Source organism: Alkalibacterium sp. s-m-28 (genome assembly GCF_054658175.1).
Genome location: NZ_BAAGIQ010000020.1, coordinates 18,011 through 28,114, shown reverse-complemented (window position 1 = coordinate 28,114; position 10,104 = coordinate 18,011). Strand labels below are relative to the sequence as shown.

General features: G+C 43.6%; 6 protein-coding genes and 1 pseudogene. 1 reads left to right on the top strand and 6 read right to left on the bottom strand.

Translation table 11 applies throughout. From position 1 onward, the window contains the following. Positions 1-387 precede the first annotated feature (387 nt). The 4 genes from hflX to ACYQ4S_RS04640 all read right to left on the bottom strand — a co-directional run bounded on the left by hflX (position 388) and on the right by ACYQ4S_RS04640 (position 6,697). On the bottom strand, positions 388-1,623 hold the full coding sequence (gene hflX / locus ACYQ4S_RS04655; protein ID WP_346024841.1) for a GTPase HflX: 1,236 nt from the start codon (positions 1,621-1,623) through the stop codon (positions 388-390). Then, complete coding sequence (miaA, locus tag ACYQ4S_RS04650; RefSeq protein WP_459769661.1) at positions 1,624-2,598, bottom strand: tRNA (adenosine(37)-N6)-dimethylallyltransferase MiaA; 975 nt, start codon at positions 2,596-2,598, stop codon at positions 1,624-1,626. A gap of 336 nt (positions 2,599-2,934) precedes the next feature. Then, on the bottom strand, positions 2,935-3,264 hold the full coding sequence (locus ACYQ4S_RS04645; protein WP_459769660.1) for a four-helix bundle copper-binding protein: 330 nt from the start codon (positions 3,262-3,264) through the stop codon (positions 2,935-2,937). 151 nt (positions 3,265-3,415) lie between these two features. After that, positions 3,416-6,697, bottom strand: coding sequence for an SNF2-related protein (locus tag ACYQ4S_RS04640; protein WP_459769658.1), 3,282 nt, complete (start codon positions 6,695-6,697; stop codon positions 3,416-3,418). 184 nt (positions 6,698-6,881) lie between these two features. Here ACYQ4S_RS04640 and ACYQ4S_RS04635 point away from each other — a divergent pair, with 184 nt between their 5' ends. Next, a complete protein-coding gene (locus tag ACYQ4S_RS04635) occupies positions 6,882-7,523 on the top strand; it encodes a pentapeptide repeat-containing protein (protein WP_459769656.1) in 642 nt (213 codons plus the stop codon). A gap of 536 nt (positions 7,524-8,059) precedes the next feature. Here ACYQ4S_RS04635 and ACYQ4S_RS04630 read toward each other — a convergent pair. Together ACYQ4S_RS04630 and ACYQ4S_RS04625 are read right to left on the bottom strand one after the other, a co-directional pair. Next, positions 8,060-9,448 (bottom strand): glycoside hydrolase family 43 protein, encoded by a 1,389-nt coding sequence (locus ACYQ4S_RS04630; RefSeq protein ID WP_459769655.1) that lies wholly within the window; start codon positions 9,446-9,448, stop codon positions 8,060-8,062. Then, positions 9,426-10,067, bottom strand: a pseudogene (locus ACYQ4S_RS04625) (beta-L-arabinofuranosidase domain-containing protein); the annotation flags it as partial. The pseudogene ACYQ4S_RS04625 and the gene ACYQ4S_RS04630, both read right to left, overlap by 23 nt. Between the last annotated feature and the right edge of the window lie 37 nt (positions 10,068-10,104).

Here is a 10,104-nt window from a genome sequence, read left to right as displayed (position 1 = left end):
AGAGAATTTCTTGGTATTTCTCCTGAACGTCAAGTTTTTCTAAAAAATCAATGTCAAATAAAGTGGGTTGTTGTATAATGGACATAAGGAATCCCTCCTGGAGTACGTGTCTTAGTCGACAACCTAATTGTACCATATGGGGGGGTTCCTTTTTTCTATGTTTTAAAAAAGTTGATTTATCAGGTGTTAAACACGACAAATAATTATGAAATTGGCTCAATTAAATAACAAGTTAAATTTGTCGGTTAGTTTGTAAATATAAGAAAATGAGCATATTCTTCCTTTTAGTGAAAACTGATCAAAAAAGCCCATCCATTGCCTTTAGGCGGGCAAAAGATGGGACTGGTTTATACTATTATGTCAGTAACGATTAAAGATAGTTGCTAATTAATCCTGGACCCATCTGGATCCTTTTTTTGCGTAACCTTCTACTGCATATACCTGATTGTCTTCATCAAAAAGCTGACGTTCGAGAAGAGTATTCTGACGGAGTTCGACTAGCCAGTCTCCCCGTTCGCTTGGAATGCTGAGCTGATAATGAACCATCTGTTTCTTTATTTCTTTTTCAATCGCATGTCTTAGCATCTCTATATCTTCAGGGTCGCGAGCCGAAATCGTGCAGTTCGGAAAGAGCGAGGTACGCGCAGGGGATTCCAGCAGATCCTTTTTATTGTACACCGTCAGCATCGGAATCAGATTCATTCCCAGTTCATCAAGCAGCTCCATGACCGTTTCCTCATGCGCCTTGATATTCTCTGCAGATGCATCCACGACATGTAAAAGCATATCCACGTGCTTGGATTCTTCGAGTGTCGACTTGAAAGCTTCGATCAGCTGAGTGGGAAGCTCCTGGATAAATCCGACCGTATCCGTCAGTGTGATTTGCATGCCTGACGGGAGCTCACTTTTTCTGGTCAAGGGATCGAGTGTCGCAAACAGCTGATCTTTTTCATACGTCTCCGCTTGAGTCAGCTGATTCAAGAGGGTCGATTTTCCGGCATTCGTATACCCGATCAGACCGATCTGAAATACGTTACTGTTTTTACGCTGTTCCCGGCTTCGCTCACGGTGAGCCGCAATCTTCTTCAGTTCCTTACGTATCTCTGTCATCTGTCTCTGAATGTGCCGGCGGTCAGTTTCCAGTTTCGTTTCCCCTGGACCTCTAGTTCCGATTCCTGCACCCAGCCGGGACATGTTCTCTCCCTGACCAGCCAATCTAGGCAGAATGTAAGACAGTTGTGCCAGTTCGACCTGCAGTCGCCCTTCCTTACTCTGTGCTCTGAGGGCAAAGATATCAAGAATAACCTGTATCCGGTCGATGACTTTAGCATCAACTTCCTCCTGAATATTTCTTACATGACTGGGTGAGAGTTCCTGGTTGAATACAATCGTCTGGGCTTCCAGCTCGTCTGCCAAATGCTTAAGTTCATTAACTTTTCCTTTTCCTATCACTGTTTTATGATCGATCCGCTCTCTTTTCTGAGACAGTTTAGCAACGACTTTTCCCCCGGCATTTTCAACGAGCTGCTCGAGCTCATCGAAAGAATAACGAAAAGCCTCTTCTTCGTTCTGTTTTTCTATGCCGACGATGATGACTTTTTCATATGTCTGTTCTTGTTCCATTTAATCACTTCCTATATGGTCTTTTATCTGGCTTTTTAATGTGTCGATTGACTCAGGATGCTCAATAAGATCAGCCCACTGATCGATTTCAAAGCGATTTCTGAACCAGGTTAACTGACGTTTTGCGTAATTTCTGGAATGCTGCTTGATTGTATCGACTGCTTCTTCTAGCGGCATACTTCCTTCAATATACGGAATCAGTTCTTTGTAGCCAATCCCTTTCAAACTCTGAGCATCTTCCGGAACATGTCTGATCAGCTCTTCCGCTTCCTCGAGCAGGCCAGACTCCATCATCTGATCCACCCGTCGATTGATTCGGTCGTAGAGTACAGCTCTGTCCGCAGTCAAACCAATGACATATGCATCGTACAAGGGTTCTTTCTTTTTTTCCGACTGATAAGTCGAAAAGGGCTGACCTGTTTCATGAATGACTTCCAGCGCTCGAATCACCCGTCTAACATTGTTAGGATGAATCTGTTCAGCGGATGCCGGATCCTTTTCCTTAAGCTTAGCATGCAAGGCTTCTCTGCCATCCTCACGGGCCAGCCTGTCCATTTCGTCTCTGAATGCCTGATTCGGTTTCGCTTCACCGCCATGACTGATGTCAAAGAGAAGGGATTCGATATATAAGCCGGTCCCTCCTACAATAATCGGAAGCTTGCCTCTCTCAGTGATCTCACTTATTTTCTGAGACGCGACTTCTTTAAAATCAGACACACTAAATGGGTCTATAGGGTCTTTGATATCGATCAGATGATGCGGAAGACCTTCCGCTTCCTCTTCAGTCACTTTTGCCGTACCGATGTCCAGACCTTTGTAGACCTGCATCGAATCTCCGTTGATCAGTTCACCATTGAATGTTTTTGCCAGTTCAATACTTAACGCCGTTTTTCCCACTGCTGTCGGTCCGACGATCACAATTATCTTATCTTTCACACTATTCCTCCGCGATCTGTTGTGATTCAAGTATAGCATACGTCAGAGTAAAATTTAAAAAGGAGTCCATTGCTGAATAAAGCTTTTATAGTGAAAAGAAATGGACTATTGAATGGATGGATGGAGTTTATGGGGATTATTTCTTTTGAACTATACTGAAGAAGGGCTAAAAGGTAGTTCAGCACTAGAAAAAACGCTGAACTAAACTCACCTGAAAACGTGTGGAGTTCAGAGGATAAAAAGATTGGTGAACTACAGTTTACCAGGAAATAATAGAGTTCACATCGAAAACTACTGATAAACTCAATTCCAAATAAAAAACCGGAGCAAAAGGAAGCCTAATTATAGACTTTCTTCTACTCCGGTCAATATCGATTAGGCATTTACAAAACTTCTGCAGGCATCAGCGCAGGCAAAGCAGGCCTTCGCACATTCCTGACAATGGTCATGGTCGTGCTGCTCACATTCTTTTCCGCAGGCCTGACAGATCGTTCCACATAGTGAAACCAGGTCGTTTCTCAAAGACCCTTCTCTTCCACTGAACGACAGAACCATCTGGCAGATATCTCCACACTCCCGGTCCAGACGGATACACTCTCTCATCATATCAAGGTGCTCTTCATTCAAACAGGCGTCAAAGCAATTATTACAAGCCTGCATGCACTCATATGTCGCATCCATCACTTTTTTTAATTTCTCATCCATCGTCTCCCCTCCTCCTGTATCAGTCGTATCATCGCTTCTCCTTAATTATACGAGCAGGAATCGGGGGCTTTCAAGCAATAGCCACTGAGTATAGGTTCTTAGACCGGGTCAGCAGAATATCTGTCCTTGCATGACATTTCATCATATATAATCAGTCTTCGAGCAGCGTCAGTACTTCTTCTGTGCTTAGACTGTTCAATGTCTGAGTATTGCCTTTAGTAATAACTGAATCGATCAGTTCGCGTTTCTTCTCCTGAAGATCGTTGATGCGTTCTTCGATCGTCCCCGTTGTAATCAGACGAATGATCTGTACGGATTTCTTCTGACCGAACCGGTGCACCCGGTCAGCCGCCTGATCTTCGATTGCCGGATTCCACCAGGAGTCATAAAGAATGACGGTATCTCCACCTGTCAGATTCAACCCTGTTCCACCAGCTTTGAGTGAAATCAGGAACAGGTCCTTTTCTCCAGTATTGAATCGGGTCGTCAAATGTAGACGGTCTTCATTTTTGGTCTGACCATCGAGGTAATGGTAATCCACATCTATGGCATCCAGACGCTCTCTGATAATTTTCAGCATGGACGTAAACTGCGAGAACAGAACCACACGTTTGCCGTTGGCCCGCGCCTCTTCAAGGTATTCCATCAGACGTTCCAGTTTAGAAGATGAGCCTTCAAAATTAGGCATGACTAGCCTTGGGTCACAACAGATCTGTCTCAGCCTGGTCATACCTGCCAGAACTTTGATCCGGTTGGCATTCAGCTCATCCGTATCGATCAAGGTCTTGATCTCCTGCTTAATTGCCGCATGCTGGGTTTGATACAGACGTTTCTGATTATCAGACAGTTCAATGTATTCTGTTGTTTCTGTCTTCTCAGGCAGATCGTCCAGAACATCCCGTTTCAGTCGTCTTAGAATGAACGGCTTGATCTTTGCAGAAATTCTAGACTGGTCCATAGCCTGGAAAGCTTTCCTGTTCTTGAACAGACCCGGCTGGATAATTGAAAACAGGGACCAGAGTTCTCCCAGGTGATTTTCAATCGGTGTTCCTGACAAAGCAATCTTGCTTTCAGCTTTCAGTTTCCTGACAGCCTGAGTCGTCTTGGCTGCACTGTTCTTGACAGTTTGTGATTCATCCAGAACGATTGTCTCAAATGTTTCGTCCTCGTACAGATCTGAATCTCTTTGAACAAGAGGATAACTTGTAATCCAGATTGGAATGTTTTTATTCAGCGCTTCCTGTTTTTTAGCTTCCCGTTCTTCCTTGGAGCCTGAAATGATGATCGTTTCTGTATCGGGCACAAAGTTCAGCCACTCGTGCTGCCAGTTGTAGACGACACTAGACGGGCAGATGATCAGATAGCGCCCTTGTTTTTCTTCATATTTGGATTGCAGGAAAGCAATCGTCTGGACAGTCTTTCCAAGTCCCATGTCATCCGCCAGCACTCCTCCGAACCCATAATGATCTAAGCTTTTCAGCCACTTGAATCCAGTGACCTGATACGGTCGCATGTTAGCTTTCAGACCAGCTGGCAAATCAAAGTCCAGTGTTTCCGGACTCAACAGCTGCTCCACAAGTGACTTGAAGCGTCTTCCGGTATTTATAGTTTCCTCATCCAGTGCAGACAGCCCCTGGAAGACAGAGACAGTCATATCAGTTTCAAACTCATCATCATCTATATCCAGTGATTCCTTGGCACGTTTCATAGCCTGGAAAGCAGGGTCTTTCAGATTCACCAGCTGACCGCTTGACAGTCTATAAAACGGCTGATTTCTCTCCAGGTCTTTCAACAAGGCCTGCAGTTCATTTGACGGGATATCTTCAGTTTCGAAACTAATATCCAGTAGATTGGACGACTCCCTCATTTCCATCGTGACTCTCGGCTGTCTTTTCGGACTGTAAATCAGACGGCGGGCAGACTGAGACAGGAAGATTTCCATGTTTTCAGCCAGTTCCGGAAGTGAATCATACAGAAACCCGCTGATGGTATCCGTTTCAGTCAGCTTCCACATGCCCTGCTGACGGGCAACTGAAGGGACATGAGTATACAGCAGATTCAGAACATCTGATTCCTTCTTCCATTCCCTAACTAGGATCGTTTCTTCGACTTCTGTCTTAGACTCTTCCAATGGATACAAAGTCGTCTGCCCATATGAATATACCGGACGAATCAGCAGTGACTGACCTTCAGTATCGATATATAGTTGAGGCTCGAATTCTGCCTGATAGATCAGTTGTTGGACGGCCTCGTCCATATCGACCTGTATGACTTCCTTGAGCTGTGACAATGTAACGGACAGGAAAGTTTCAATTTCAGACCGGCGCATGACCAGCGTATAGGAGCCGGAACTCTTCAGTCCCTGAAAAATACTGTGAATCAGCTCATATGAAGGAGAAGACAGAAGATAGAACACTTGCTTGTACTCAATCATCTTACCTTTATCATGGAAATGAAAGTCTTCAACGGTCAGTGACGTATCTGCCAGAGAAAAGTGGAATAAATTATCTTTCTTTTCAAATTTGAATGTCAGATCAAGATCTTCGATGGATTCTTTTACCCGTAGCGTATCTCCCCGGTCGATTTGAGTCAGCTGACGAGGCGGTCTTCCGAAACGAACGAAAGCCCCCATCGTATTTTCCAGCAGTCGGATCATTTCTTTAATGTATAAGGCAGGAATGGAAAAACTTTCCCGATTCGACATCTGGCTTTCATATCCTACAGGTGTCAGAGAAGAGATAATGTCCTGAATATCCTTCAGTTTCTCAAAGACATATCGATCTTCCGCCAGTAAGGCATACTCGCTGGAATCAAACGTGAAGTTCTTCCCGAACTCGATCGGTTCTCCGCTGATTATGTCTTCAATAACCCGTGCTGTATTTTTAACAATATATAAGTAATCCTTGCCGATTTTGAAAAAAAGATCGTAAATAGGATTAGCCGAAGTCCCGCTCACATTTAGGATATATTCGACATAGACCGGCTGTTTGTACAAGGAGTCGGTTTGTCTGGCAATTTCCTGCTTGGATAAATGGAGCAGTTCATTGACTGCCTTTTCACTTTTCTTATAAGAAAACATAGGTTGTGTCTTGTTACCTGTGCCGTCAGGTGTCTCGCTTTTAGAGGTGAGTTCACTGGCATCCAGATCATTCAGATGGAACATAGCCGCCACCACATGCTTACAGGCACCTGCATTTTTTTCGAATGGTTTACATGTGCAGTGGTACTTTCTTGCTACACCATTAGGATAAAAGCGCAAGTGTACGGTTTCTAACTGACGGTCTTCAACATTAAACTGAACAGTGTTATGGTTGGTATCCACTTTCAGATTCTTGACTGCTCTGTTCTTATATACTTCCTTGCCTTGAAGAAACGTCGAGTAGTTGCTGGCTAAAGAAGTGATCGTCATTTCTGGAAAAGCCTGTTTTTTCATCGATTCAGTCATCCCTTTTCAACTGTAGTTGCTTGTGTCTGTTTATCCGTTTAAAATCTTCATCTATTCATTATACCAAACATTTCGCATTTATTGGACATAATAAAGCAATCAAGTGATATAATCGAGTGAAGAATCTGGAATCGCTTCATGACCTACCTAAATTTATTAAGGAGAATCGCCCATGTCACGTAAAATCAAGCGCCCCTCGCTTCCCGTAAGTCTGCCACTCATCAACTTTATGGAAGTCTTCGATCCGGAAGAACCTTACATCGAACAGGCAGAAATCGCCGACTGTGTCATCACATTGTCCGATACACGACTCATCGAATTCAAAGGTGTGCGATTCAGAAATGTCCAGTTCGATCAGCTGACCATAAATAATGCCTACTTCAAAGATGTAGAATTTATCAAATGTGAATGCATCAATGCCGAACTGACTGAAACAAGCCTTAAACAAGTATCATTCAATCAATGTAGACTAAACGGCATGCTTTTCACTGACAGCTTCCTTGAAGATGTCTCGTTTACTGATTGTATCATGCATCTATCAAGTATAGGCTTCTCAAAAGTCAAATCTGTATTATTTGATCAATGCAAGTTAAATGAAATGGATTTCCTTGAGTGTTCTTTAAAGCAAACCCGGTTTGAATCCTGTGACTTGAATCGAGCAAAGTTCAGTCATACCTCATTGAATACCATCGATTTGAGTTCATCAGAGTTTGACGCCATTGCAGTATCTATAGACGACATAAAAGGTGCCATAGTAAACGAATCTCAGGCTCTCGGATTTTTGGAAATGCTGCAGCTCAAGATTAAAGACTGACCAGCGCATGATGTAGGTGATTCAAGTTCACCCAATGAAGGTTTCACTTGAAATATCACCTATTGAGGCTTCTCTATTACCCACTCAAAGACATAATCACCTTGGGTGGGTCTTAATTTTCTATTTACTTACCACTCAGTAGCACAACTCCAACGAGTGGTAAGTAATTTCAATTTCTTTGACCACTCAGGAGCACATATCCAGCGAGTGGGCATTAAATCCACTATTATTGACCACTCACCCGGCTTATTTCCATGAGTAAGCCATAAACGTCATATTTTACAGCACTCATCGATTATAGACCTACTAAAGCATCAGAAGCTTGCCAAATCCGGCTCCTTTTCCCAAGCTTTCTCTAACACTTAAGCGGGAACAATCATCGTGATGATTGTTTTCCTTTTAAAATTCTTTTACTTTGAAAAGTCAAAAAGACACACTCCCTGTCAGCACCCACCGACTAGTTTAACGAGTGTGTCTCTTTTTCTGCTTTTGACTTATTCAATCGTTCAGTTTAGATCAGTATATTACTTAATGAATCAGTACTTGACGAGAGTCAATGAAGTAAAGTCAGCGTGTCCGCGGTCATCTCTATCGGTCACAGCGTAGATTCCCATTGTACAGCCAACGAATCCGCCTGCCACTTTTGTGCTCAAATAATGGATATCTACATTTTCAGCTATGATAACTGTTTCATCATTGATTACAGCTGATGCACTGACTGTCTGACCTTCTCCTGTAAGCGACAGCTGAAGAGAGCTGTCAGTTATCTCTTTTGACCCGACAACCGTTTCTTCTCCATCGATTAAAGATACAAATCTGACTGTTTTAACGCCGTCCAGATAGCTGACGATAAGACGAATCGAATACTGGTCATTCTGCAGAACGACCAGTCCCGCTTCTTCTCCTTCTTTCAGGGCTTCATCCATTTCTACACTTAGCGTATAGTCCATAGTTGACTGACGCAGACCAATATAGGTTGGTGTATCTATTTCCTGAATCGTAATAGTTGACGGATAAAGTCTTAACCAGCCTTCTCTGCTTTCTCTGTCGTAATTATCCCAGTTAGGATTTCTCAAATGAACAAAGGCAGAATCTTCTTTCGTCAGATCAAAGGCTTCCTGAGTTTCAACCGGGACTAGTGGCAGTCCGTGCTCCTGCGTGTTCAGAAGACGTCCTTCTCCAGGGTTGATGACTGGCCAGCCGTCTTCCCATTGAACTCTTGCTAGGAAGGTTTCACGCCCTAAGTTGTCATAGCCGTTGAACTGTCTGCTCGCCAGTAGAGTAATGAACCACTCTCCATTTGACGCTTTGACTAGATCGCCGTGACCGACATTATGAATCGGATACTGATTCCCTAAATGGCGGTGGGTCAGGATCGGGTTATTCTTATTGCCGATATACGGCCCATCGATAGATTCACTTCGTGCAATCGTGATCGCATGATTGAATCCCGTTCCTCCTTCAGCAATCATCAGGTAGTAAAGTCCATCCTTTTTGTAAATATGCGGACCTTCAGGCCAGATTGCGTCTCTCAGTGCACCTTTCCATAGTTTGGTGCTTACGCCCACTAGAGACATAGTTTCGAGATCCAGCTCCTGGAGCCAGACTTCCCAGTCCCCATTATACGTAGCGCCACGAGGATTTTCTCTCGTACCCACGTAATAGCATCTGCCGTCTTCATCGAAGAACAAGCGGGGATCAATTCCCGGTGCGTTGTCTATAAAGTATGGATCTGACCAGTCTCCTGCTGGGTCATCAGTTTTCACCAGGAAGTTTCCGCCGTTAGTCACGTTAGTTGTAATCATATAAAACGTGCCGTCGTGGTATCTAATTGACGGTGCAAATATCCCTTGTGAATGAGCCGCACCAATAAGGTTCAGCTGCTCTTTTCTATCCAGGACATTACCGATTCTTAACGATATCATCCCACAGCCTTTTTGCAGCCTGAAATAATTTCTGATCATTACGTATATGTGCGACTTCAGCCACAGCAGCAGCCATATAAACGAGTCTAACGGCGTGACCAACAGCTTCTTCCTGCTCGAGAACCGGTTTGTGAGCTTGAAGATAGACAAGTTCGAAAGGCATCCGTTGACGGTCATCCAGACCCAATGCTTTATTTTCGATTAACTGTTCCTGATAAAACTCTGTATCCTGTCCCTTAATTTCAAGAAACCATTCACTTAGAGTCAAGCAGGTTGCATCATCTGTCACTTCATATAGCCTAATCAGGGCCAATTCAATTTCCTGATGACTATCTGCTCCTTTAATCTTATTATCTTCCGGTCCAAACGCTTCATTTATACAATGGACAAGTTTATTTGAAACTTCAATCAACCATATTTCCACTGTCGATTTAAAATGCGCAACGGCTGCTTCAATTAAATGCACCGCACAGTATAATTCGTGACTTTCAAAGAGACTCCTGAATTTCAATTGAGACGCCTCTATCTAATAATACGTACTGATATAGCCGTCTTCGTCCTATGCCGATTCAATCAAAGACACAACCGTATCCATCATGTCCTTTAATTCCGGATCCGGTTTGAGGGCATAGGCATTTGCAGAGGATTCAAGCCAC